Here is a 24760-nt window from a genome sequence, read left to right on the forward strand (position 1 = left end):
CGTCCGCCGCCCCTCACATCTTCACCATCTCGGTGCGATATTTGGGCAGCAGTGCCGCGATCAGCTTGCCTTTCTCGGCCATCTCTTCCGGGGTCGGCTTCGGCGGTGGCGATGTGCGGCCTTCGACGGGAAAGCCGACCGCCAGGAAGAATTCGTCCTGTCCCGCCGGCGTGCACATGCAGAGCATACGGGCCGTCCTGCCGGACACATTCTTGAACGCGTGCGGCGCGTTGGCCGGAACGTTGACGGTCGATCCTGCACTTACGGTGTGGGACTTTCCGCGAAAGGTGAATTCGAGTTCGCCTTCGAGCAGCGTGAACATCTCCTCGAAGTCGTGGCGGTGCGGCGGGGGCCCGCCGCCGGCCGGCACCAGCATGTCGACCAGGCAATAGCGTCCTGCGGTCTGCGCGCCCGACACCAGGACCGTGTAGGTGCCGCCAGCCACAGAGACATGCGGCACGTTCGCGCCGTCGGGATCGGCGACCGTCAGGGCGCGGCCGGGATCGTCGGCGGGAATCGAGGAAGCTGACGAAGAGTTTGCAGAAGGCGCGTCGGTCATCTCGGATCTTCTTGCTTATATTTGACTACCAACAAAAAAGACCGGCCTTTCAGCCGGCCTTTTCGATTGATGATCCGCAGATCAAGCTTTGACCAGCGGCCCCTTCGAGGACGGCCCTTTGGAGCCGCCGGGACCGCCCGGCTTGGGCTTGCCAGGCGGACGCTTGCGGGTGCCGGGCAGCTTTTCCTGCTTCGGCGTGACCGGGCCCTCGACGAACTCGAAGCCGATCTTGTCCTTGGTTTCGTCGGCCTCGTCCTTGACGAGAACGACGCGGACATGGCCGCCGCCCTTCAGCTTGCCGAACAGCACCTCGTCAGCCAGCGGCTTCTTGATGTGCTCCTGGATCACGCGGGCCATGGGACGCGCGCCCATCTGCTCGTCGTAACCGTGCTTCACCAGCCAGGTCTTGGCCGGCTCGGACAGCTCGATGGTGACGTCGCGATCGCCGAGCTGCGCTTCGAGCTGAAGCACGAACTTCTCGACCACCGTGCCGATCACCTCGACACTGAGATGGCCGAACGAGACGACGGCATCGAGACGGTTGCGGAATTCCGGCGCGAACTGCCGGTTGATCGCCTCGTGGTCGTCGCCTTCCCGCTTCGAGCGCGTGAAGCCGAATGCCTGCTTGGCGAGATCCGAAGCACCGGCATTCGTGGTCATGATCAGGATCACGTTACGGAAGTTGACCTGCTTGCCGTTGTGATCGGTGAGCCGGCCGTGATCCATGATCTGGAGCAGCACGTTGTAGAGGTCGGGATGCGCCTTCTCGATTTCATCGAGCAGCACCACGCAATGCGGATGCTGGTCGACGCCGTCGGTGAGCAGGCCGCCCTGGTCGAAGCCGACATAGCCGGGAGGCGCGCCGATCAGGCGCGACACGGTGTGCCGCTCCATGTATTCGGACATGTCGAAGCGCAGCAGCTCGACGCCGAGCGACGCCGCGAGCTGCTTTGCGACCTCCGTCTTGCCGACGCCGGTCGGGCCCGAGAACAGATAGCAGCCGATCGGCTTCTCCGGCTCGCGCAGGCCGGCACGCGCCAGCTTGATCGAAGCGGCGAGCGACTCGATCGCCTTGTCCTGGCCGAACACGGTGCGCTTCAGGGTCTGCTCGAGATGCTTGAGCACCTCGGCGTCGTCCTTCGACACACTCTTGGGCGGGATCCGCGCCATCGAGGCGATCGTGGTCTCGATCTCCTTGATGCCGATGGTCTTCTTGCGCTTGTTCTCGGCCACCAGCATCTGTGCGGCGCCGGATTCGTCGATCACGTCGATCGCCTTGTCCGGCAGCTTGCGGTCGTGAATGTAGCGCGATGACAGCTGCACCGCAGCCTCGATCGCCTCATTGGTGTATTTCAGCCGATGGTAGTCCTCGAAATACGGCTTGAGGCCCTTGAGGATCGCGATGGCGTCCTCGACAGTCGGCTCGTTGATGTCGATCTTCTGGAAGCGCCGCACCAGCGCGCGGTCCTTCTCGAAGTGCTGGCGGTATTCCTTGTAGGTGGTCGAGCCCATGCAGCGGATGGTGCCCGAGGCGAGCGCCGGCTTGAGCAGGTTCGAGGCATCCATTGCGCCACCCGACGTCGCACCCGCACCGATCACGGTGTGGATCTCGTCGATGAACAGGATGGCGTTGGGATGCGCTTCGAGTTCCTTGAGCACCTGCTTGAGGCGCTCCTCGAAGTCGCCGCGATAGCGCGTGCCCGCGAGCAGCGTTCCCATGTCGAGCGAGAACACGGTCGCAGCCGCCAGAACTTCCGGCACCTCGCTGTCGACGATGCGCTTGGCGAGGCCCTCCGCGATCGCGGTCTTGCCGACGCCGGCTTCGCCCACGAACAGCGGATTGTTCTTCTGCCGGCGGCACAGCACCTGGATCGCGCGGTTGATCTCGGAATTGCGTCCGATCACCGGATCGATCTTGCCGTCGCGCGCCTTCTTGTTGAGGTTGACGCAATAGGTCTCGAGCGCCTCGCCCTTCTTCTTGGCGTCCTCGGTGCCCTTGGCCTCGGTCTCCTCGTCGACGCCGCGCACGGGCCGCGCCTCGGAGACGCCCGGCCGCTTGGCGATGCCGTGGCTGATGTAGTTGACGGCGTCGTAGCGCGTCATGTCCTGCTCTTGCAGGAAGTATGCGGCATGACTCTCGCGCTCGGCGAAGATCGCGATCAGCACGTTGGCGCCGGTCACCTCTTCGCGACCGGACGACTGCACGTGGATCACCGCGCGCTGGATCACGCGCTGGAAACCGGCGGTCGGCTTGGCATCGTCGGCGCCATCCGTCACCAGATTCTCGAATTCGGTCTCAAGGTAATTGACGAGGCTCGTGCGGAGCTTGTCGAGATCGACGCTACAGGCGCGCATCACCGCGGCTGCATCGGAGTCGTCGATCAAGGAGAGCAGCAGATGCTCGAGCGTCGCGTATTGGTGATGACGCTCGTTTGCGATCGCCAGCGCACGATGCAGGGATTGTTCAAGGCTTTGGGAAAAAGTCGGCATTCGCGTCCTCTATGGCCCCCACCATCATGATCGCCATCGCCCGGTCAGGCAACAACAACCTTTGTCACATATAGTTATACAAGACCGCGGCGAAAGACCGGTTCCGCGACTCAAATGGGCATTACGCGCCCACGACATATTCGATGCAAAACCCGTTCCGATTTGGGCAGAACTACCCATTTGGGCAGGATTGACGCCGGTGCTGATTTTCGCCGGCGCGCGCAGCAGGATGCGCCGACATCACACACCGCGACAGCTGAACCAGTCTCAAGAACTCTGGATGCGAACGCGCAGTTACTTCTTTTCCATCACGCATTGCAGCGGATGCTGGTGCTTGCGGGCGAAGTCCATCACCTGCGTCACTTTGGTCTCGGCGATCTCGTAGGTGAACACGCCGCACTCGCCGATACCGTGATGGTGGACGTGCAGCATGATCTTGGTCGCCGCCTCGATGTCCTTCTGGAAGAACTTCTCCAGCACGTGGACGACGAATTCCATCGGCGTGTAGTCGTCGTTCAGGATCAGCACGCGATACAGGTTCGGCCGCTTGGTCTTTGGCTTGACCTTGGTGATGACGGAGGTGTTCGGGCCCGTCGGGCTGCCGGAACGGTTCTCGTCATTGCTCATTCGGGGAGCGGAAACGGCGGCCGTGGACAGGTCGGTTATGGAAGTCAGCTGCGGCATGGCTCAGGCGTTCAAATTCCCCACGGAAGCGAATAACGGTCCGCCGCGCGGCCCCCTGGTCCGGGGCCTCGCGCAGGCGCGCCGCCTTGTTGGATCGCTGCTTCCGACCCAGTCCGGTCCAAGCCGGATCGTTCGTCAGCAATATGGGCCTGCCTCCGGCTCGCCGCAAGCGTGCAAAGGCTTGTTGGCAAAGGCCTGTTAGTCAAGCTGTTAGCCCAGGCTTGGCCGATGCGGCCCGCGGCGGCCCGATTCCCGGTCCGGCAATCCGCGCCAAGGTTAATCAATCCGGACCGATTTGACAAAAATTTCCACCCCGAATGTTTGGAACGTGTTGACCAGGAACCTGACGTCAGCGTGACCGCAGCGGGATATCTCCGGATTTCTACGGCCTGATTTACCTGCCGTTGAAGGGTATGGCGCGAAATCGGGCAAAACCACAGATTTCGGGGATTGCCATGTTTCGCCTGCCAGTTGTCAGCCGCATTGGCCGATACCTCGCCCGCTTTGCAGCGGCCGAGCAAGGCAATATCGCCGTGATCTTCGCCATCGCGCTGGTGCCGGTGCTGGGCTTCGTTGGCGCTGCGATCGACTACAGCCGCGCGGTCAAGGCACGCAGTTCGCTGCAGGTCGCGCTCGATTCGGCGGCCCTGATGGTCTCCAAGGACCTGACCAACGGCACCATCACTGAAACCGATATCGAGGCCAAAGCAAAATCCTATTTCAGCGGCCTTTACACCGGCAACACCGGTACAGTGTCGACGGCCGACGTCCACGCCACCTACACGCCCAAAGATTCCAACGGGATCTCGAACATCGTCGTCACCGGGTCCGGCAGCATGCCGACCGATTTCATGAGGATTGCCGGCTATCCGACGCTCGGCTTCAGCGCAAGCTCGACCTCGGCATGGGGAAACACCCGCATGCGCGTGGCGATGATCCTGGATAACACGGGATCGATGGCCCAAAACGGCAAGATGACCGCCATGCAGGCCGCGGCCAAGGACATGATCGACACTCTGTCCAACTACAACAAGCAGACCGGCGACGTTTACATCTCGATCGTTCCGTTCTCGAAAGACGTCAACGTCGGCACGATTAACGGCACCAGCAATCTCAGTGCGTCGTGGCTGAATTGGACCGAGTGGGAAGGCGAGCCGCCCATCCTCGTCAACAACAAGTCCAGCGCCTTCAATTCCGCAATCGGCGGATCGGATTGCCCGTTCACGAACAGCAGTCAGGGCTTCACCTGCATGGACCGGCCGGCGACGTTGAGCGGCGCGCAGGCTGCGCCAAACAATAAGGTTCCTTCGACCGGTACTTATGCAGGGTACATTTGCCCGAGCATCGACAGCGGCAACAAGCGCTCGGGCAAGACCGGCATCTATTACAACGGTTGCTACACAACCGTGACCGGCTCAAGCGCAAGCTGCGGATCGAACACGGCTTGTACCTGCACGGGCACCGGCTCAAACAAGATTTGCCACCTCTGGCGCGGCGATGGCACCGCGGCAACGGCCGCAGCCGCCCCCTCGCACAGCACCTGGACCGGCTGCGTCAACGATCGTGATCAGGACTACGATACGCAGAACACCGCGCCGGACTCGGGCAGCGGAAGCCCCTCCAAGCAATTCTATCCAGAGCAGTGGTCCGGCTGCCTTCCGGCTACGGTGTTTCCGATGAGCAATCAGTGGCAGACTCTCAAGGACCAGATCACCGCGATGTCGCCGAGCGGCAATACCAACCAGTCGATCGGCCTCGCGTGGGGATGGCAATCCCTGAGCACCACCAACGGGCCGATCGCGGCGCCGGCCAAGGCCAACAACTACGTCTACAAGGATTACATCGTGCTGCTGTCCGACGGCTTGAATACCCAGAACCGCTGGAGCACGTCGCAGTCCAGCATCGATGACCGCCAGGAGATCCTCTGTCAGAACATCAAGGCCGACACGACAAACCCGGTCACGATCTTCACCATCCAGGTCAACATCAGCAACAGGGACGCCAAATCCCAGGTGCTGCAGGATTGCGCGACCAACGGCAATTTCCAGATGATCACGAGTTCGTCCCAGACATCGGACGCGTTCAAGAACATCCTCACGCAGATCTCCAAGCTGCGCGTCGCGAAATAATCCGAGCCTGCTCTCGCCCGAACAAAAAAAGCCCGGCTGAACCAGCCGGGCTTTTCGATTCCAGGACTTCCAGAAAAATTAGTTGGCGGCCGGGGTGAGCTTCGAAACGATGGTCTCGACCGGCTTGAACGCCTGCTTGGCGAGGTCGCTGTAGAGACCGGCGATCTTCTGCGATTCCGCGACGAAGGTCTCGTAGGCGGAACGGGCGAAGTCGGTCTGCGCTTCCATTGCCTTGTCCAGCGACTTCACGCCGGAAAGCTTCTCGACGAAGGACTTGGTGTCTTCGAACGACTTCTTGGTGTAGTCGCCATAGGCGCTGGCGATCGCCTGGAGGCCGTGCTGCATCGTGGTCGCGGAGGCGACGTACGTCTCGAAGTGCTCTTTCCCGTAGCTCTGAAAGTCTTCAACCTTGAACATTTCGGAATCCCTTTTCCCTGGCTCGCGTCCGGAAGCCCGGCTCCCTGACTCTGCCCACAATTAGTGCAACGCACAAAAAAGTCAAGAATCTTGTGCGACGCACAAAATTAGATGCAAATCGCTGAGATTCCCGGAGTTTCCCGCAATGGTTCCTTAAGCTTTTGGAAACCGCGGACCCCTACTTTGATTCTCTGGACGTGTTCAGCTTCCGCAATCGGCCAAAAGCCGTTTGAGAACATCACCTTAGCCAGAATAGCGGCTCAGGCCCAACGTCTCCCGCGGCGAACACCAGCGGAGGGACAGCCTGAGCAGGTAATGATCACGGGTCCAGTGGGCACAATTTCGCCTCACGAGCCGGTGATCAAGTCAGAAACGGGGACGGGGTTCCATGCTTCGTAAAAACTTGTCTTCCTCGCGCTTGGCGCGGGTTGGCGTTTTCGGGCTTCTTACGGTCACCACCGCAGTCATCTTCACCACCGATGCTGCCGAGGCGCGGCGCCATCGGTCTCGTCACTACGCGCACCACCGGGTGCAGCGCGATGTGTCCGAGAGCTCCAGCCCGAAATTCGCATCGATCATCGTCGACGGCAATTCCGGCGCGGTGCTTCAGTCGAACAGCCCTGACGGGATCCGTCATCCCGCCTCGCTCACCAAGATCATGACGCTCTATCTGCTGTTCGAGCGTCTGGAGTCCGGCAAGATGAAGCTCGACACCGAGATGCCGGTGTCCCAGCACGCCGCCGATCAGGATCCGACCAAGTTGAACCTGCGTGCCGGCCAGACCATTCGCGTCGAGGACGCGATCAAGGGTCTCGTCACCCGCTCGGCCAACGACGCCGCCGTGGTGATCGCCGAAGCGATCGGTGGCGACGAGGACGATTTCGCCACGATGATGACGCGCAAGGCGCGCTCGCTCGGCATGTCCAGGACGGTCTACCGCAACGCCAACGGCCTTCCCAACGACGAGCAGGTCACGACCGCGCGCGACCAGGCCACGCTCGGCCGCGCCATCCAGGAGCGCTTCCCGCGCTACTATCGCTATTTCGCGACCTCGACGTTCAACTGGCGCGGCCAGTCGATCCGCAACCACAATCACCTGCTCGGCAGCGTCGAGGGCGTGGATGGTATCAAGACCGGCTACACCCGCGCCTCCGGCTTCAACCTCGTGACCTCGATGCGCCGCGGCAACCGCCATTTGATCGGCGTGGTGCTCGGCGGCCGCAGCGGCGGCTCGCGCGACGCCATCATGCGCAACCTGCTCGCGGAGAACCTCGAGAAGGGCGCGACCACTCACACTGTCGCCGCGGTCACCGAGCGCAACGGCGCTGACGCCAGCGTCGAGGTCGCCGATGCGTCGGATACCCCGCCCGCCCGACCCGTTCCGCAGGTTCAGGCCGCGGCCGCCCCCGAAGCCGCCCCGTCGCGTCTCGCGGCACGCCTGGCGACGCTTGCCGCGGCGACCGCTGCGGTGCCACCCGCTCAGCCCAAGCCTGAAGTCCGGCCGACTGAATCCAAGATCGAGCCGGCACCGCTCACCAGTGGCGTAATCTCGAGCCAGCCGCTCTCGATCATCCCCGGCTCGTCCGAGCCGATGAAGCCGGTCCGGGTCAAGACCGTTCAGGTCAAGGCCGGCACCGTGAAGGTCGCCTCCGCCGCCCCGGCTCAAGTCGCCCCGCAGGTTACGAACACGATCGCCGCCCGCTCCGACGTCGCCGAGACTTCCGGCGCCGTCGTCGCCCGGGCCGACCTCATCAACAAGCCCGAGGCCATGAGCCAGCCGGAAGCGCCGAAGGCCGAGAGCGCCCGCGCCGAGATGCCCCGTCAGCCGGCGGGCTTCGGCACCGGCAACGGCATCCTCGGCGTGCTGCCGGCCGCAACCACCGCCGCGCCCGCCCCGGCGGCTGCCAAGCTCGCCTCCGCCGATCCGGCGCCGCAGCCGATCCAGATGAGCGCCACCACCAGGCCGGTCGTCACCCACAGCGGCTGGATCGTCCAGGTCGGCGCGCTCGAGAGCGAGAACGAAGCCCAGCAGCGCATCGATGCCGCGCGCAGCTCGGCCCGCGGCCTGCTCAGCAAGGCCGATCCCTTCACCGAGCCCGTTGTGGCCAAGGACAACCGCAAGCTCTACCGCGCCCGTTTCGCCGGGCTCGAGCGCGACCAGGCCGAAGCCGTCTGCCGCGCCCTGAAGCGTGCCGACATCTCCTGCATCACCGTCCGCAACTGATCGATCGGACCGCCTCAATCAAAATGCCCGCGCCTTGCGCGGGCATTTTTTTGTTTTGGAGACGTGGAGACGCAAAGTCAGTTCCGCGACAACCTCTCGTCAACAATTTACGGTTAAATTTTTACTCAAGGGATCGACCACGCCGACAAGGGCGGGCATCGGGGCGACGGCAGACAGAGCAAGCGGAGCTGACGCGGGATTAGCGTTTGTAGCGTGATGCCGGAGTTAGCCGTTATGCGTACGAAGCAGAGTATCCTTGGCCTCGTTCACACGGGCAGCGAGATACGTCGAGCCCCCCTGGTCGGGATGGAGTTTCTTCATCAGGGATTTGTGAGCCCTGCTGATGTCGTCGCGCCCCGCGCCCGGCTGCAGGCCAAGGATCTGATAGGCTTCCTCCGCCGTCATTTTGCCGCTCGCCGCCGTGTGGCGCTGCCGCCCTGCCGCGTCGCCCTGCGCGTTCTGACGCCAGGCGGGAAACCGGCGGTCCAGATAGCTTTCAAGTAAGGCCACGCTCTCGGCGTCGAACGCCGGGGCCATCGCCAGCAGGCCCGCGAGGTCGAACTCGTCGAGATCGCGCCCGGCGTAAGGCCCGGCGACGATCTGGCCTTTGAGCTGGCCGGAATCGTGGTCGAGCCGCATGTCAAGGAATTGCGAGCGCACGCGTGAGGCCTGACCGGTCGGGCGCGTCGCGCCGCCGCCAAACAGCCCGCCGATATTGCCGAAGCCGGCATTCGCCAGTGGCGTCCAGCCGAGCAAGCCGGCGCCAAAAATTCCGAGCGGGATCGCGACCGCCAGCTCACCCCGCAAGCCCGTGAAGGCCGCGACCGCGAGCGCGACCACGCCGCCGCCGAACTTGATGGTGCGCGCCAGCACCGCCGGATTGGCGGAGCGGAACATCTGGAGCAGCAGATAAAGCGTGATAATTGCGATGGCGCCGGCGATCAGGGTCATGGCCGGAATATAGTCGCCCTCACGGCAAAATGCATGGCGTCCGTCTGCGACGCGGGCCGCTACTTCATCTGGCCGATCAGCTTGGCAGCACCGCTCGCGCTGTTGGCCAGTTTCAACAGTGCCTCGCGACCGCCGGCAGCGTAGGCCGCGGCCGCGCGCAACAGCTCGCGCAGCTGCGCCGCCGCACCGGGATCGAACCGGCACCAGGCGCCGCCGGTCAGTCGCGCGATCTCGCGGAAGGCCTTTTCGGCGACCGCGTCATCGCCTTCCTGAAACAGGAAGACCGGCACCTTGAGCATGCCGAGCTCGCCGGCCTTGGCGCAGAGCTCGTCGACCTTCTCCTCCATGGCATCGCCGACGAAGACGACGGCCCGCACGCCGGATGCGACCGCCTCGCGCCGCGCCTCGCTCAGGACCTTGCCGATCTGGGTGTCGCCGCCGCGGCAATCGATCTTGCTCATCAGCCTCGCGAGCCTGGCACTATCGGAAATCCAGCCCGTGGCGCGGCACTCGTTGTAACCGCGATAGTAGACCAGCCGGATGTCGAGACTGCCGAGCGCGGCGGTCTCGCGAAACATGTCCGCCTGGAGCGCGCAGGCCATGTCCCAGGTCGGCTGCCGGCTCATCGTCGCATCCAGCGCGAAGATCAGCCGTCCCTTGGCGCCGGGCGCATGAGGTGACAGCGCGCGCGCCTTGGCGACGAACGCGGCGATATCCTCCGCGGTACTGGCTCGCGGGAGCGTGCCGCCGGCCTCGGTCGAGACGGCATCACGGCCACCCGGTTTGACAGGTTCGCCCGACATCCCTGCGTGCACCCTGCGTGAGCTGCTAATGTGGTCAGCGCGGACGGCCCGGTCAATGTGCAAAGCCTCCGCGGGCTGACGCCGGCGGAGGCTTTGAAATCATTTCTGACTGGAAGCGAAACGTCAGCTCTTGGCGGGCGCCATCAATGCAACCGGGCCGGGCTCGAGGATCTTGGGCGGCGACGAGCGCGTATCGACGGGCGCGAGGGCGCTGTCGGTATCGCTCAGGAACTTGTCGAGCATGCCCTGGATCGAGTTCTTCGCGTTATCCGGACCGGTATCGCGCATGTCGTTGTGCTGGAATTCGGTCTTCACGACCTGGATGCCGGCCTTCTCGCACTCCTCGTCGGTCGGGATCACGCCTGCATCGGTCTTGAACTGCGGGTCCTGAGAGCGGAACGACAGGATCTTGAACTTGCCGGCGGTGACGAAGGGCACGCGCAGATTGTCGAGCGTGACGACCTTCTTGACCTCATCCGGATATTGCTTGGCGAAATACATGGTGATGTCGCCGCCCATGGAGTGGCCGACCATGGTCACCCTGTCGTAGTCGGCGTTGGGCTGAACCTTCTTCATCTCCTGCATGGCGAGATGGATATTGGCGACGCCGCGCAGGATCTGCGGCAGGCGGCCGACATAGATCTCGCCGGGCTTGGTCACCATCGGAGGATCGGTCGGCAGATCATGCTGCGGGCTGACGACGAGGTAGCCACGCGCAGCGAAGATGTTGGCGAGGAAGCCGTACTCGGTGTTCTTGACGGTGTTGCCGTGATTGATCACGGCGACCGGCATCGTGATCATGCCGGCATTGGCCTGCATTTCCTTGTCGCGACGGATCGCGATATCGACAGGCACGGGACGGTTGTCGCGCGAAGCGTCGTAGAAGGTGATGGTCTCGTGCTTGATCGCCCACTTGCTCGCCGTGAAATAGGCGACGCCGCAGAGGGCACTGACCGAAACCAGAACGGCAATTCCACGCTTCATTTTCGTCCTCAGCCTCAGGCTCTTTCGGCCTGAATCCCTGTTGAAAATCGTGTTCTTCCGAGGCTCTTCGGCCCCTGGTCGCCTATTCCCTAATATATGTCACAGGCGCGTGACAGGAAGGCTAAATATTGTGAACCGGCCGCCCTTTCATTGTGCGGCGCACACGTTTCTTGGGCACCCCATTCTCATACCGCTACGTCAGGGTGCAGGCCACCATCCGACGCAACCGGTCGCGATTGGGTTCAATTTCGCAGTAAACGTGGAATGAAAACGGCCGAGCGCAGACTCAGTTCCGGCGGGAACCCGCCGCTTGAATCGACTGAAAGTAGCGACATACCGCCCCGTCAGGCGCCGAGGATGTCGTGGACCTCGAGCGGCTTGTCGACCTGGCTGAACCACTCGGCGCGATTGGCCGCACGGCGGCGGCCGCGCTCGTCGAGCGGCAGCTTGAGCTGACGGAGCAGGCTCGTTACCTCCTCTCGCGCGGTCAGGTGGCCGAGGTTGGGCCGCATGCCGAGCGTGGCCTCGTCGATCTCGTCCAGCGCAGTCAGGCCGCGCGGGAAAAACTCGCGATAGACGACGCGCTCGGCGAAACCGTCGACATAGCGGAAGCCCAATCGCAGCGACAGATCCTTCAAGCCGTCGGCGACGAGTTGCTTGTTGCGGGAGCCGAGCATCGACAGGCGGTTGCGCACCACGATCCAGTCGGTGGAGGAGCCGTCGAGCTGGCGGCGCTTGCGCCTGACATCCCGCACCATCTCCGCGTAATGGCTCTCGCCCGTCACCGCGTAGTTGGCGGGATCGACAGTGCCGAGCACGTCGAAGTCGAGGAAGCTGTCGTTGATCGGCGTGACCAGCGTGTCCGCCATCGAGTGCGCAAGGCGCATCAGATAGCTGTCGGTGCCGGGCGTATCGATGACGATGAAGTCAAAACTGCTCTCGACCGCCGAGACTGCTTCCATGAATTGCTGGAACTCGGAGTTCTCGTTCTCGGCGATCTGCATGGTCTCGCCGAGCTTGATGCAGCGATGCACCGGCACCTCGAGGTCGAGTTTGGTGCGGCGGGCCCAGGCGGCGCGGTTGTTGATGTAGTGGGTGAAGCTCTGCTGGCGGCAGTCGAGGTCGATGGTGGCGACGCGCTGACCGGCCTTCAGGAGTGCGACCGCGATGTGCAGGGCGGAGGTCGATTTGCCGGAGCCGCCCTTCTCGTTACCCAGCACGACGACGTGCGCCGAGCCGGATTGGCCTTGGCTAGCCTGCACAAGCATGGTGATCCTCAACACCCCTAAGCAATATCTTCGAGTTGGCCGCGTCTGCGGTCAAGTGAAATGCGTGACAGGATAACGAAATCACTGTGCGTTGGTCTTCATCATGAATTGCGTCGCCGCATCGCGTCTGTGATCCAGCCCACAATGTCGCGACATCCTCCGCCGCACTGCGCGGGATGCTGTGCCGCATCCGGATGCATGGCGTCCACGATCGCCGCTTGTTAAGGTTAGCCGCTGCGCGGCAGGCGGCGTCCGACCCATCCCCAAGCCCCTCGAGTCCTGATGTCACGAAGCCCCTTGATTGCCCGCACGGTCCCCACCCTGCGACGCGCCGTCGACAATCTTCGCAAGCGAAAGGCCACGTTCGCGCTGGTCCCGACCATGGGGGCACTCCATGACGGGCATGTGTCGCTGGTACGCCTGGCCAAGCGGCGCGCCAGCCGCGTCGTGGTGTCGATCTTCGTCAACCCGACCCAGTTCGCCCCGACCGAGGACTTTGGTGCCTATCCGCGAACCTGGAAGTCCGACATCGCCAAGCTCGCAGCCGAGGACGTCGACATCGTCTGGCACCCCGGTGTCGAGGCCATGTACCCGGCGGGCTTTGCGACCCGCATCGTGCCGGAGGGCCCGGCACTCGCCGGCCTCGAGGACCGCTTCCGTCCGCACTTCTTCGGTGGCGTCGCCACCGTCGTCGGCAAGCTGTTCACGCAATGCCGGCCGGACTTTGCCATCTTCGGCGAGAAAGACTTTCAGCAGTTGCGGGTGGTCTCGCAGATGGCGCGCGATCTCGACCTCGGCGTGAAGGTGATCGGGTCCCGCACGGTGCGCGAGCGCGACGGGCTCGCGATGTCCTCGCGCAACGTCTACCTCTCGCCCGAGGAGCGGCAGACCGCGACCGTCCTCTACCGCGCCATGAAGGACAGCGCCGGCCGCATCCGTGCCGGCGAAGCCATTGCACCCGCGGTGGCGCGCGGCGCCGACGCGATCAAGGCGGCCGGCTTTGCCCACGACTATTTCGAGGCCCGCCATGCCGAGACGCTGGCACAGGTCGCCTCACGCAAGGACGGGCCGTTGCGCATCCTGGTCGCGGCCAAGCTCGGCAGCACCAGGCTGATCGACAATATCGCGGTTTAAAGCAATCCGAGATCGCGCAGCTCGCGGCGCATCGGCTCCGGCATGGCCGCGATCGAGCCGGCGGCGGACTTGCCGAGATCGGACGGCACGGAATCGTCGGCGAGATAGCGCCAGCCCTGGAACGGGCGCATCGGCCGCGGCGACACCATGATCACCTTCGGCTGCATCACGATCCGGCAGCGCCCGATGCCGTCCTTGTCGCGGAACGGCTCGATGCCGATGATCTTCTCGCGCGCGGCGACCTCGCCCTTGATGACCCAATAGAGCGACCCGCCGGCGAGGATCTCGGCGTCGCGCTTGGGCACCATGCGGGTGATGTGGATGTGATGTTGCGGCAGACCCTTCTTCTTGGCGGTCTGCATCCGTTCGGCCACCCACTCCTTCAATTCCTTGACGGAGTCGCAGCCGACGGCAAGCTTGATCAGATGGAGTGGCATGGCCCAGCATTAGCGGGCCAGCCACCCATTTGGAATGCCGATCTATTCGTTATCCGCAGCCGCGGGAGCCGGAGCCGAGGCCGGCGGTGTGAGGGGAACTGGTGCCGCCGCGCGCGCAGCCTTGGGCGCCGGCGGCTTCTTGGCGGCCGGTGCCGCAGGAGCCGCGGCCTGTGCCGAGGTCGCGGCCGGCGCGCGCGGAGCGGCTGCGTTGCCAGCAGGCGCCGCCTGGCGTGTCGCCGCCGTGGGCGGCTCCGGATTCATGATGCTCACCGGCGGCGTCGACGAGGCACTCGGGAACTCGGCATTGGTCGGCTTGCCCGTCGGCATCGCGGGGGGCAGACCGGCAAGCGCGCCCGGCATCGGCACGGCCGCCGGCGCCGCTGCGGGCGCGTTCCAGCCCGGCGCGTAGCGCGCGACCAGCTGATCGTAGAGATGCGCATCCATGTTGGCGGCGACCTGCTGCTGATCGGTCAGCGAGCGGAAGGCGGCGCAATCGAACTGCGTGCAGCCGTCGCGGGCGACCAGCACCTGCGCGACGAGGCCGTAGCGATCGCGCTCCAGCGACCTGCGCAGCACCTTCATGTCGAGCGTCAGGCTCGTGTCGGCGGTCGCGACATCGCCAAGCGCGGTCAGCCGGTCGATCCTGGCGGCGGTGTAGGCGACGGCGGCAGCCGCCGTGTCGGGCGCGCCGAACAGCGCCTTTTCGCAGCCGATGGCGACGGCATCCCCGGCGAGATCGTCGAGGCAGGACAGTGCCGGCAGGCTTGCGGTGACCGCAGCCTGCGCGCGCGCCTCGCTGGGCGCGACCTGCCCCGGCAGTCCATAGACGCGCACGGTGGCAGCGACCGCAATGGCAATCGCAAGCAGCGTGATGACGGTCAGCGCGCCGTTGGCGACCGATCTCTCGGCGCGCAGCAGCGTGATCAGCAGGATCAATCCGAAGAAGCCGGCTGCCGCCAGCGTCATCCACATCGGGAAGGCCGGCGAGCGCCAGATTTGGTCGAGCGACGAGGCCCATGCCCAGTTCATGCGCGACGTCCCTTCACGCGAGCTGAGAGCGAGTGGTCAAGCGAGCACCGTGAGTCGGCAACTGCCCCCGGCCCACCTTGTCGAGGTGAAGCGGGCCTTTTGACGGCGAGCGGATCATTCACCGCAACGCCAAAGCGCAGTGGTCAGCGCGTCAGGATTGAGCGAGCTGGCTTTCCTTGGCGACCCGTTCGAAGGCTTCGGTCGAGCTCTTGATCCGGTACTGGCAGTCGTCGCCTTCCGTCGGCAGCAGGCGGATGATTTCATAGCTGCCGCTGGCAGCCGGGCGTGCAACGTTGCTGGCCGTGAACAATACGCGCGTGCCGATGGGGAATTTATGCTTCAACGCCCTCTCCATGACTCAAACAACGCCTGCCATGCCCAGGGTCCCACTGCGACGGCCGGCTCAAAACCCGGCTGACCTATAGCATGCGATGCGTCGTTTTGGCTAGCAGTATGCAGGCATGGCAAACGCGCCAATCCGGCAGCGTTTTCAGGATGATACTGGACAATCGGCCCGCCGATGATACCGCCGGAACCTGGGCATTTCAGGCGGTATGGGGCAACCGGCCGTCGGGACTCGCGTGATCGACGGCCTTGGGCAGCTCCTGGGCCAGGATCTGGCCGAGCTGGTCGACCGGGATGTTGTAGCGCGCAGCGAGCTGGCGGACGGTGTCGTTGCCGAGCACGGCACGGAGCTGGTCGGCCGAGATCGGCAGATTCTGGCCGTTGCCGAGCCAGGATTTGACCTGGTCGCCGAGGCCCGCCTGCTGGAGCTTTGCGACGATCGCGCTGAGGCCGCCCTGATTGTTGCTGCCGAGCACCTCGCTCAGCACGGCCGGCAGCACGGCGGCGCCGAGCTGTCCGAGTGCGCTGCGCAGCGCAGGGTTGTTTTCCAGCGAGTCCAGAATTCCCATGGCGTGCCCTCTCCTAAGCCGTCGTTGCGCCGTAATTCAGCGCCGCCATGCGGCGCATCGTCAAGCCGCGCTCAATCACTTTCGCGGGTTACGCGTCCTCGAACTTCGCGATGACGAGCGTTTCTGCAAGCCCCTCGCGGGTCCATTCCTGGAATGCCGGCAGCGCCATCATCGTCTCCATATAGGCTTTCGTATCAGGCGCGACATCGATCGCGTAGGTACGCAAGCGGTGCACGACCGGCGCATACATGGCGTCCGCTGCGCCAAAGCCGCCGAACAGGAACGGCCCGCCATAGCGCGCCCGGCACTCGCGCCAGATCTCCTCGATGCGCGCGACATTGGCTTTGGCATCCGCCGACAGCATCACCGGGCGGATCGGCCGGTGCAGGTTCATGCCGCATTCGCTGCGCAGGGCTACGAAGCCGGAATGCATCTCGGCGCAGACCGAACGGGCGTGGGCGCGGGCCGCGGCCTCGTCGGGCCACAGCTTCTTCTCTGGGTAGCACTCGGCGATGTATTCGATGATGGCGAGCGAATCCCACACGACGGTCTCGCCGTCGACCAGCACGGGCACCTTGCCGGCGCGGCTGAAGGACAGGATCTGCTCCTTGTCGGCGGGATTGTCGGTGTAGAGCGGGATCACGGTCTCCACGAACGGGATGTCGTTCGCGCGCAGCGCCAGCCAGGGCCGCATCGACCATGACGAATAGTTCTTGTTGCCGATGGCAAGTTTGAGAGCAGCCATGTCACGGGTCCTTCCGAAAGTCCGTCTGATGCGGCTGCTTTTAGCGCCATCACCTGCCACCAATCAATCGTTGCCGCCATCGGGCATGCGTGGCAATCGTTGCGATCCCTGAGGAGCAAGTCATGAGCAGGCATTGGGTCGACATTACCGCCGTCGGCTTCTTCATCTTCGAATGGTTGGTCTATGCCGTGACGCTGGAACACTCGGCCTATGGCCGCGACAGCCTGTCGGCGCGCATGAACCGCTACCGCGAGGTCTGGGTCCGCCGCCTGCTCGACCGCGAGGCGCGCATGGTGGACATGCAGATCATGGCCTCGCTGCAGAACGGCACCGCCTTCTTCGCTTCCACCAGCCTGTTCGCACTCGGCGGCGCGCTGGCGCTGCTGCATGCGACCAATGACGCGATCATGATCCTGAGCAAGCTGCCGATCGACCTCAGCACCTCGCCGGCGATGTGGGAGCTGAAATGCGTCGGCCTGGTGCTGATCTGCGTCTACGCCTTCTTCAAGTTCGCCTGGGCCTATCGCCTGTTCAACTATGTCGCGATCCTGTTCGGCGGCATGCCGCTCGCCTCCCAGCGCGACACACCGGAGGCCGAAGCCCACGTCATCCGCACCTCGCGCGTGTTCGAATCCGCCGGCCGTCACTTCAACCGCGGCCAGCGCGCTTTCTTCTTCGCACTCGGCTATCTCGGCTGGTTCGTCAGCCCCTGGGTGCTGTTTGTGACCACCGCAGCCGTGGTGATCGTGACCTGGCGCAGGCAGTTCGCGTCGAGTGCATGGGCCGCGATGGCGCCGGAGGCGATGGCGGGGGACGAGGGGATGCGGAAGCGCGGTCATTGATCCTCTCGTGTCCCGGACAAGCTGCGACGCGCAGCGTTGCGGCGCAGAGCCGGGGACCCAGGCGATACGGTACAGTGCGGGTAGATGGGCCCCGGCTCAGCAGCGCACCGCTGAAGAAGCGCTGCGCTGCGTCCGGGGCACGAGAGCGGAGTTTTACGCGCACTCTCTCCACGTCGTCATTGCGAGCGCAGCGAAGCAATCCAGAATCTTTCCGCGGCGACCGACTGGATTGCTTCGCTGCGCTCGCAACGACGGAGTATGAGGCAGCAACGCCGCTCCAACTCGCATTTGAATTTGCAGACACATTTTCGCATTCTCGCGGCTCAATTCGCCCGAGCTTTGCATGGTCACTCCACCCTCTCTTGTCCAAGAGGGCGCAGGGAAGGCCGGGTGCCAGCTCGCACCCGCGGTCCGCTGCGCGAAAAGCACACGCAGAGAAACCGCACAGCAGCATACAGGTGACGCCGAACACTCGGCCTTCCCTGCGCAGTGGTTGGACGGCTTATGCCGTGCTCTCCCGGGAGCCGAACTTTCCTTCTGGCCTCCCTCGCCCCGCGAATTGACGATGCCGTCTGCCCGGTTGGGCTCGCGCACATCTCCGCGACAGGCTTGACCGTAGCAACGACGGCCAGGACCACACGGTTTTGCCGTACGCATCAGCGTCGCTCGTCCGCACGCGGCCACGGGCTCACAGGGACTACCCGCCCTGCCCTTGACCTCTCGCGCACGACGCTGCCGCGTCCACCGCAACCCCGCTCGCATATCGTGACGACGTACGATCGCCCCTCAAGGATGAGCGAGGATGGGCGACACATACGCCATTTCCGAATTTCGGTAAAGTGGAATATTTTTGCGAAGGGGGATTGACGGCCTGCGCGGTGTTTTGCCCGTCGGGTGACCCAGAACTATCCGCCAAAATCCCGCGGGCTGAACGGCAGGTCCAGCACCTTCCACTCCCCGTACAGATTGGCCGGCAGCATCTTGTAGGGCTGGCAGGCCTGGAGTGCTGCCATCGCGGATTTCACGAGCGCCACGCCCTTCGCGGACGGCGGGGCTTCGATCAGGATCGGCTCGCGCGCCAGCGTGCCGTCGGTGGCGAACACCGTGCGCAGCTTGATGTTGACGTTGTCGGTCGGCGCGAGCCCGGCCGGCAGCCTGGCGCAGCTCTTCAGGTGGCGGCGCAGCGCGGCGACGACCTCGGGCGGCAGCTTGGCGGCCATTGAATCCTTGGCGTCGCCGCCGTCGTCCTTGGGGGCGTCTTTCGGCAGCTCCACCGGCAATTCAGGCGGCAGGCCCAGCATGACGCCGTACTTGACGGTGACATCGGGCTCGGGCGCCTGATAGGCCGGTGGCGGTGCGGCCTCCTGCTGCGGCATCGCTTGTGGCGACGGCTGCATCGGTGGCGGCATCGCCTGAAGCGACGGTTGGGGCTGAGCTTGCGGCGGCAGCTGTTGCGATGGCGGCGGTTGCTGAGGCTGCACGTTAGCCTCATGCTGCTTCGGGGCCTGTGAGGGCGACGGCTGCTTCTGCTTCTGCTCCGGCTCGGGCGCCTTCTGCGACGGTGCCGCGGCCTGCGGCTTGGCGGCCGGCTTTGGCGCGGCCTCCGCCTTGTCCTTGTCGGTGACATCCAGCTTCGGCAGTCGCAGCTCAGGGGTTGGCGTCGGCTCCGGCGCCTTCTCCTTTGCGGCCTCCTCCGCCTTCGTCTCCTGCTCCTTCACCTGCTCCGGCGTGACGATGTCGACCGCAACAGTCTCCGGCGGTGCGGCGTGGAACGGATGGACCTCGCTGATCAGGATGATCAGCCCCACCAGCGTCAGATGGGCGATCGCCGACGCCGCAAGGTCCGTCCGTATGATCTTCCGCAGTTCCATCGCCTGACTTTGGGTTTCCGGGCTGGTCCTAGCATAACGCAGGCCCCCCTCAATCCCATTTTGGCGCGAAGCCGAAATCGGTCAGGCGGCCCTTGGGATTGGTCAGCGCGGCGATGCGAGCCATCTCGTCGTCCGCCAGCTCGAAATCGAAGATCTCGATGTTTTCCGACAGGCGCTCGACGCGCGAGGTGCGCGGGATCGCAGACACATTCTGTTGCACCAGCCAGCGCAGGCAGATTTGTGCCGGCGTCTTGCGATGCGCGCGGCCGATGGTCGCCAGCGTCTGGTCGGTCTTGATCCGGCCCTTGGCGATCGGACTGTAGGCGACCAGCGCGAGGCCGTGCTGGTCGCAGGCCGACCTCACCTTCGTCTGGTCGAGATAAGGATGGTATTCGACCTGGTTGCAGGCCAGCGGCTCCGGCGACAGCGCAACCGCCTGCTCGATCAACGCAACCGTGAAGTTGGAAACGCCGATGTGGCGGGTCAGGCCCATGCGCTTGGCATGCGACAGCGCGCCCAGCGTCTCCTCCAGCGGCACGTGCGAATTGGGCCAGTGCAGCAGCAGCAAGTCGACGGAAGGAAGCCGCATGCGCGCCAGGCTCTCCTTGACCGAGCGTTCGAGGTCGTGGGGCGCGAAATGGTTGGTCCAGACCTTTGTCGTCAGGAAGATATCGTCACGCCGCACGCCGGAGGAACGCAAGCCGTCGCCGACCTCGCGCTCATTGTCGTAGACCTGCGCGGTGTCGATGTGGCGATAGCCGAGCCGCAGCGCCTGCTCGACCACCCGTGCGCAGGTGCGCCCGCTCAGCTCCCAGGTCCCGAGCCCGATCGCCGGTATTCTTGCGCCATTGGCCTCGACGAACAGCATGAGGAATCCCCTCTGTTGCGGCAGCCCCGGACGCCATTATGGACCTCGCCCGCGACACTGCCAACGCAATGCTAACGGGAGGCTGTGCGGGGCCCTGACGTGAGACCCTGGCGTCAGGCTTTGGCGAGCGCCTGGAACACGGTGTCGGGCGCATGCGCGATCACGGCGAGCAGTGCGCGGGCCGGTCCCCGCGGCGCGCGCTTGCCCTGCTCCCAGTTGCGGATGGTCTCGACGGGAACGCCGAGTTTTGCGGCGAACTCCATCTGGGTCAGGCAGGCGCGGCGGCGCAAATCGCGCACCGCGTGAGAGCTGATATCGGCGGGCGCGACATTCGCCGCCGGCTGGACCGGAAATTCCTGTCCGTCCCGCAATTCGACGACCCGCCCGTCCGCCTTCAGCCGCAACCGCATATTCATTCCCCCAAGCCCGGGCGATGATGCGGCAGGTCGCTTAAGTTCGGATTAAAGATGATGGCGGCGAATACGCTCTCGTGCCCCGGACGCAGCGCAGCGCTTCTTTAGCGGTGCGCTGCAGAGCCGGGGCCCACCTCGCGGCGACGCACCGAGTCGCTTTCTGGGTCCCGGTTCTGCGCAGCAGCGCTACGCGCCGCAGCGCGCCCGGGACACAGGAGAGAGTGCGCCTTCCTTACCTCAACCCGAACCAAAGCGTCGCAATGCCGAGGAACGAGAAGAAGCCGACCACGTCGGTCACCGTCGTCACGAACGTGCCCGACGCCACCGCCGGATCGGCCCTGACACGTTCGAGCGCCATCGGGATCAAAATGCCGCCGAGCGCGCCGGCAAAGAGGTTCACGATGATGGCAAGGCCGATGACCATGCCGAGACCCGGGATCTTGAACCAGGCCACGGCCGCGATGCCCGTGATCACGGCGAAGGCGAGCCCGTTGACGAGGCCGACCAGGCCTTCGCGCATCACCACGCGCCAGGCGTTGGAGGCGCCGAGCTCACGCGTCGCCAGCGCGCGCACTGCGACCGTCATGGTCTGGGTCGCGGCATTGCCGCCCTGGCTCGCCACGATCGGCGCCAGCACGGCGAGCGCGACCATCTTTTCGAGCTGGCCCTCGAACAGGCCGAGCACGGAGGACGCCAGGAAGGCGGTGGCGAGATTGACCAGCAGCCAGTTGAACCGTGCGCGCGCGATGGTGAACACGGTGTCGGAGAGCTCTTCGTCGCTGTTGACGCCGCCGAGCGCCTTGAGGTCTTCGTCCGCCTCCTCCTCGATGACGTCGACGACGTCGTCGACGGTGATGACGCCGACGAGGCGATCCTGGGTGTCGAGCACCGGTGCTGCGACGAGATTGTACTTGCCGAACATGCGCGCCACCTCCTCCTGGTCCTCCAGGACGGAGACGCGGCGGCGATCCTCGTCGGTCAGCTCGGCAAGCGCCACCGGGCGGCGCGCACGGAGCAGGACGTCGAGTGAGACCGCGCCATGCCAATGCTGGTCCTTGTCGACGACATAGATCTCGTAGAAGCGATCGGGCAGATCCGGCGTCTCGCGCATGTAGTCGATCGCCTGCCCGACGGTGAAATCCTGCGGCACCGCGATGAACTCGGTCTGCATCCGGCGGCCTGCGGAATTTTCCGGATACAGCAGGCTGCGCTCGAGCGCGACGCGCTCCTGCAAGGGAAGCTTTTCGAGGATCTCCTCCTGCTCCGCCTCGTCGAGGGTTTCCAGCAGCTCGACCGCGTCGTCGGATTCGAGCTCGCGGACACCTTCCGCGACCGTCTCCGGCGGCAACTCCTCGAGGATGTCGTCGCGGACGGTCTCGTCGACCTCGTTCAGCGCCGAGAAGTCGAAGTCGCGGCCGGTGAGCTCGACCAGGCGGACGCGGTCGTCGGGCTCCAGCGCGCCGATCAGATCGCCGAGATCGGCCTCGTGCAGCTCTGCGACACAGGCGCGCAGCGCGGCGCTGTCGCCGGCCTCGATCGCATGGGCAATCTCCGCGACGAATTCGTGCCTGATATCGCCGTCTTCATTGCGCATCGGCACATGGTCGAGTACCGAGGCCTCGGCAGATGGAGCACCGTCCATATGTTCATCCATGGTGCGCCTCGCCGTTTGACAGGTTGGTGATCTGAGCTGATGGTTCAGGCAATACCCACAAGGCAACTCCGAGCGCAATGGCAAAGATGCTTCGGCGGAAATGGACCTCGATGTCGCTGGCTGCGGTCCTCGCGGCCCTCGCCGGCATCGCCGCGACGGAGGCTGCCGAGTGCCCGCGCAAGGACGCGCTCGGCACCTCGCGCATTCTCAGCGTCGATGCCAAGACCACGCCGCGCGTCGGCCTGAAGAGCTTTCCGCAGACGCTGGCGCTGGCCGATCACGAGGTCGTGCTGACCTTCGACGACGGCCCGCATCCGCCGACGACGTCGAAGGTGCTGGCGGCGCTGGCGCAGGAATGCGTGCGCGCGACCTTCTTCCTGATCGGCCTGCACGCCTCCGAACATCCGGACATGGTCAAGCGCATCGCGCGCGAGGGCCACACCATCGGCCACCACACCTGGTCACATCCGTTCATGGCGCGGATCCCGTTCGACAAGGCGAAGAGCGAGATCGATCGCGGCATTGCCGCCGGTGAGATGGCGCTGCACGGCACCTTCACGACGACACCCTCGACGCCGTTTTTCCGCTTCCCCTATTTCGAGGCGACGCAAGCCGAGCTCGACCTGCTGCAGTCGCGCGGCATCGTCGTGTTCGGGGCAGATCTCTGGGCCAGCGACTGGAACGAGATGACGCCGGAACAAGAATTGAAGCTCATCACCGAGCGCCTCGCGGCCGCCGGCAAGGGCATCATCCTGTTCCACGATCCCAAGGCGCGGACGGCCGCGATCATGCCGGCCTTCCTGCGGTATCTGAGGGAGAACGGTTTTCGCGTGGTTCACGTGGTGCCGGCGGGCCCATCGCAGAAGAACGCCGATACGCGCTGATGCCGGAATGTCACGGGGGCGCAAATTGGGGTGATTTTGGCCCTATTAACAGTCTGTTCATGCTACGCCATGCAATGATGGAAGGGGCCGCCTGAACCGTTTTGGGGCGTCTCCGACCTACTATGGCGGCAACCGCGTATGAGGGCAGACGAGGTTCATGATCGGAAGTAGCGTTGTAGTTCGGACGCGATCGTGGATCGTCCTTTGTATTGGCCTGCTGACCCTCGCTCCGCCAGCAGCGTATGCGGCCGACTGCCCCGGCCATCCGGACGCGCTCGGGACGTCCCGCACCCTCGTGGTGGATCCGCGCGAGCATCCGCGCATTGGCACCATGCAGTATCGCGAGACGTTGCCGCTGAAGGACCATGAAGTCGTCCTGACCTTCGACGACGGTCCGCTGCCGAAATATTCGAACCAGATCCTCAAGATGCTCGACGACGAGTGCATCAAGGCGACTTTCTTCATCATCGGCGGCCAGGCCAAGGCGAACCCGGAAGGCGTGCGCAAGCTGGTGGCGGCGGGTCACACCGTCGGCACCCACAGCATGAACCATCCGCTGACCTTCGACCGGATGCCGATCGAAAAATACGAGCCCGAGATCAACGGCGGCATCCAGTGGACCTCGGCCGCAATGACCGATCCGACCAAGCTCGCGCCGTTCTTCCGCATTCCCGGCCTGATGCGCGCCGAAGGTGTCGAGAACTATTTGATCTCGCGCGGCATCCAGGTCTGGAGCGCCGACTTCCCCGCCGATGACTGGCGCCATGTGTCGTCCGACCGCGTCTATCAGCTCGCGATCCAGCGGCTGGAGGCCAAGGGCAAGGGCATCTTGCTGCTGCACGACATCCAGGCGCGCACTGTGGCGGCGTTGCCGAAAATCCTCCGCGACCTCAAGGCGCGCGGCTATCGCATTGTCCATGTGGTGCCGGCGACCGCCGACCTGCCGGCGACGCCGACCACGGCGGTGGAATGGCTGCTGCATCCGCCGACCGAGACGACGCCGATCGCGCGCTGGCCTTCAGTGCCGAACTTCGTGTTCACGCAGAGCACGATGCTTCCGGCGCCCTCGCTGACCGATCTCAATGCGCAGACCGAGCATCAGCCGCTGCTGCCGCGCCGGACCAAGGGGCAGTTGGATGTCGCGTCCACCCTGCCCGTCCCCGGCCACGATCTCTTTGCGATCCCGGAAGGCTCGATCGAGGTGCTGCTGTCGACGACCCTGTCGCGGCGCGCCGCGACCCGGCTGGCGATGGCGGCCGAGACGCCGCGCGCGGCCAAGGGCAAGTCCGGAAGCATCAAGTCCGGAAGCATCAAGGCCGGCAAGTCGCGCGCCTCCCGGACCGCCGACGCTGCACACGGCACCCCGAAACATACCGCACAGACCAAGGGTACTGCACAGAAGGGTACAACGCCCCACCCGACCCGCGTCGCGACCAGCGTGAAGAAACGCGCTTAAGCCC

At 64.7% G+C, this 24760-nt stretch carries 23 protein-coding genes; 6 read left to right on the forward strand and 17 right to left on the reverse strand.

Annotation, left to right across the window (positions count from 1 at the left end):
* Positions 1-13 precede the first annotated feature (13 nt).
* From B5V03_RS20870 to clpS, 3 genes are all read right to left on the reverse strand, one after another.
* A complete protein-coding gene (locus B5V03_RS20870; RefSeq protein WP_129272271.1) occupies positions 14-559 on the reverse strand; it encodes a cupin domain-containing protein in 546 nt (181 codons plus the stop codon).
* 81 nt (positions 560-640) lie between these two features.
* Entirely contained in the window at positions 641-3049 is a 2409-nt protein-coding gene (gene clpA, locus B5V03_RS20875; protein WP_129272272.1) for an ATP-dependent Clp protease ATP-binding subunit ClpA, read from the reverse strand.
* Between the two features lie 294 nt (positions 3050-3343).
* Positions 3344-3676 (reverse strand): ATP-dependent Clp protease adapter ClpS, encoded by a 333-nt coding sequence (clpS, locus tag B5V03_RS20880; RefSeq protein WP_164988163.1) that lies wholly within the window; start codon positions 3674-3676, stop codon positions 3344-3346.
* Between the two features lie 512 nt (positions 3677-4188).
* Here clpS and B5V03_RS20885 point away from each other — a divergent pair.
* Entirely contained in the window at positions 4189-5862 is a 1674-nt protein-coding gene (locus tag B5V03_RS20885; protein ID WP_129272274.1) for a TadE/TadG family type IV pilus assembly protein, read from the forward strand.
* A gap of 78 nt (positions 5863-5940) precedes the next feature.
* Here B5V03_RS20885 and B5V03_RS20890 read toward each other — a convergent pair whose 3' ends face one another.
* Entirely contained in the window at positions 5941-6279 is a 339-nt protein-coding gene (locus B5V03_RS20890; RefSeq protein WP_129272275.1) for a phasin family protein, read from the reverse strand.
* A gap of 388 nt (positions 6280-6667) precedes the next feature.
* Here B5V03_RS20890 and B5V03_RS20895 point away from each other — a divergent pair, with 388 nt between their 5' ends.
* Positions 6668-8503, forward strand: coding sequence for a D-alanyl-D-alanine carboxypeptidase (locus B5V03_RS20895; protein ID WP_129272276.1), 1836 nt, complete (start codon positions 6668-6670; stop codon positions 8501-8503).
* A 225-nt stretch (positions 8504-8728) separates the two neighbouring features.
* Here the strand turns inward: B5V03_RS20895 and B5V03_RS20900 are convergent, their stop codons facing one another.
* From B5V03_RS20900 to B5V03_RS20915, 4 genes are all read right to left on the reverse strand, one after another.
* Positions 8729-9454, reverse strand: coding sequence for a DnaJ domain-containing protein (locus B5V03_RS20900; RefSeq protein WP_129272277.1), 726 nt, complete (start codon positions 9452-9454; stop codon positions 8729-8731).
* A 59-nt stretch (positions 9455-9513) separates the two neighbouring features.
* Positions 9514-10257, reverse strand: coding sequence for a VWA domain-containing protein (locus tag B5V03_RS20905; protein ID WP_129272278.1), 744 nt, complete (start codon positions 10255-10257; stop codon positions 9514-9516).
* Between the two features lie 123 nt (positions 10258-10380).
* Positions 10381-11241: an alpha/beta fold hydrolase gene (locus B5V03_RS20910; protein WP_129272279.1), complete on the reverse strand. Its 861-nt coding sequence runs from the start codon at positions 11239-11241 to the stop codon at positions 10381-10383.
* A gap of 344 nt (positions 11242-11585) precedes the next feature.
* Positions 11586-12509 carry a division plane positioning ATPase MipZ gene (locus B5V03_RS20915; protein WP_129272280.1) on the reverse strand — a complete coding sequence of 308 codons (924 nt, stop codon included), beginning with the start codon at positions 12507-12509 and terminating at the stop codon, positions 11586-11588.
* A 282-nt stretch (positions 12510-12791) separates the two neighbouring features.
* Between B5V03_RS20915 and panC the strand changes: the two genes are divergently transcribed.
* Complete coding sequence (panC, locus tag B5V03_RS20920; RefSeq protein WP_129272281.1) at positions 12792-13643, forward strand: pantoate--beta-alanine ligase; 852 nt, start codon at positions 12792-12794, stop codon at positions 13641-13643.
* On the opposite strand, the gene B5V03_RS20925 is transcribed toward panC, so the two are convergent.
* The 5 genes from B5V03_RS20925 to B5V03_RS20945 form a co-directional block, all read right to left on the reverse strand.
* Positions 13640-14080 (reverse strand): DUF1489 family protein, encoded by a 441-nt coding sequence (locus B5V03_RS20925; protein ID WP_129272282.1) that lies wholly within the window; start codon positions 14078-14080, stop codon positions 13640-13642. The two genes, panC and B5V03_RS20925, sit on opposite strands and share 4 nt — an antisense overlap.
* A 42-nt stretch (positions 14081-14122) precedes the next feature.
* Positions 14123-15109, reverse strand: coding sequence for a hypothetical protein (locus tag B5V03_RS20930; RefSeq protein WP_129272283.1), 987 nt, complete (start codon positions 15107-15109; stop codon positions 14123-14125).
* A gap of 151 nt (positions 15110-15260) precedes the next feature.
* A complete protein-coding gene (locus tag B5V03_RS20935) occupies positions 15261-15464 on the reverse strand; it encodes a hypothetical protein (protein ID WP_129272284.1) in 204 nt (67 codons plus the stop codon).
* A 190-nt stretch (positions 15465-15654) separates the two neighbouring features.
* Complete coding sequence (locus B5V03_RS20940) at positions 15655-16023, reverse strand: YidB family protein (protein WP_129272285.1); 369 nt, start codon at positions 16021-16023, stop codon at positions 15655-15657.
* An 88-nt stretch (positions 16024-16111) separates the two neighbouring features.
* Positions 16112-16768: a glutathione S-transferase family protein gene (locus B5V03_RS20945; protein ID WP_129272286.1), complete on the reverse strand. Its 657-nt coding sequence runs from the start codon at positions 16766-16768 to the stop codon at positions 16112-16114.
* 122 nt (positions 16769-16890) lie between these two features.
* Between B5V03_RS20945 and B5V03_RS20950 the strand changes: the two genes are divergently transcribed.
* Positions 16891-17610 (forward strand): DUF599 domain-containing protein, encoded by a 720-nt coding sequence (locus B5V03_RS20950; protein WP_129272287.1) that lies wholly within the window; start codon positions 16891-16893, stop codon positions 17608-17610.
* Positions 17611-18515: 905 nt separating this feature from the next.
* Here the strand turns inward: B5V03_RS20950 and B5V03_RS20965 are convergent.
* The 4 genes from B5V03_RS20965 to mgtE form a co-directional block, all read right to left on the reverse strand.
* A complete protein-coding gene (locus tag B5V03_RS20965) occupies positions 18516-19481 on the reverse strand; it encodes a hypothetical protein (protein ID WP_129272288.1) in 966 nt (321 codons plus the stop codon).
* A gap of 49 nt (positions 19482-19530) precedes the next feature.
* Entirely contained in the window at positions 19531-20349 is an 819-nt protein-coding gene (locus B5V03_RS20970) for an aldo/keto reductase (RefSeq protein WP_129272289.1), read from the reverse strand.
* A gap of 113 nt (positions 20350-20462) precedes the next feature.
* The gene (locus tag B5V03_RS20975; protein WP_129272290.1) at positions 20463-20765 is read right to left on the reverse strand and encodes a helix-turn-helix domain-containing protein; all 303 of its coding nucleotides are present in this window, start codon (positions 20763-20765) and stop codon (positions 20463-20465) included.
* Positions 20766-20994: 229 nt separating this feature from the next.
* Entirely contained in the window at positions 20995-22416 is a 1422-nt protein-coding gene (mgtE, locus tag B5V03_RS20980) for a magnesium transporter (RefSeq protein WP_129272291.1), read from the reverse strand.
* Positions 22417-22526: 110 nt separating this feature from the next.
* On the opposite strand from mgtE, the gene B5V03_RS20985 reads away from it, so the two are divergent.
* Positions 22527-23300: a polysaccharide deacetylase family protein gene (locus B5V03_RS20985; protein ID WP_164988184.1), complete on the forward strand. Its 774-nt coding sequence runs from the start codon at positions 22527-22529 to the stop codon at positions 23298-23300.
* A gap of 157 nt (positions 23301-23457) precedes the next feature.
* Positions 23458-24756 (forward strand): polysaccharide deacetylase family protein, encoded by a 1299-nt coding sequence (locus tag B5V03_RS20990; RefSeq protein ID WP_129272293.1) that lies wholly within the window; start codon positions 23458-23460, stop codon positions 24754-24756.
* The last annotated feature ends 4 nt before the right edge of the window (positions 24757-24760 follow it).

This window comes from Bradyrhizobium betae, assembly GCF_004123905.1.
In the GTDB taxonomy this organism is placed as follows: Bacteria; Pseudomonadota; Alphaproteobacteria; order Rhizobiales; family Xanthobacteraceae; genus Bradyrhizobium; species Bradyrhizobium betae_A.